The organism is Brevundimonas sp. UBA5936, assembly GCA_002430835.1.
Taxonomy (GTDB): Bacteria; Pseudomonadota; Alphaproteobacteria; order Caulobacterales; family Caulobacteraceae; genus Brevundimonas.
In genome coordinates, this window is the sequence record DJDA01000009.1 from 1 (window position 1) to 222 (window position 222).

General features: G+C 75.2%; 1 protein-coding gene. It reads left to right on the forward strand.

What is annotated here, in order from left to right:
- A partial coding sequence (locus B2Y21_RS00770; protein ID WP_292056025.1) for an adenosylcobinamide-GDP ribazoletransferase occupies nucleotides 1–222 on the forward strand: 222 nt, incomplete at both ends.

The following is a 222-nucleotide window of genomic DNA, read 5'->3' on the forward strand; positions in this document are numbered from 1 at the left end:
GATGGCGGGGCTGACGGTCGCCGTTCTGGTCGCCCTGTGGCCGTTGGCCCTGCTGCCGGTTGCGGCGGGCGTGGTCGGTGTGGCGGCGGGGCTGGTCGTCGGCGCGGTTCCGGCTTGGCAGGCGCAGCGGCTGATCGGCGGGCGCACCGGCGACGTGCTGGGCGCGGTCGAACAGATGTTCGAGGTCGGCTTTCTGCTGGCGGTCGCCGGGCTGCTGGCGGC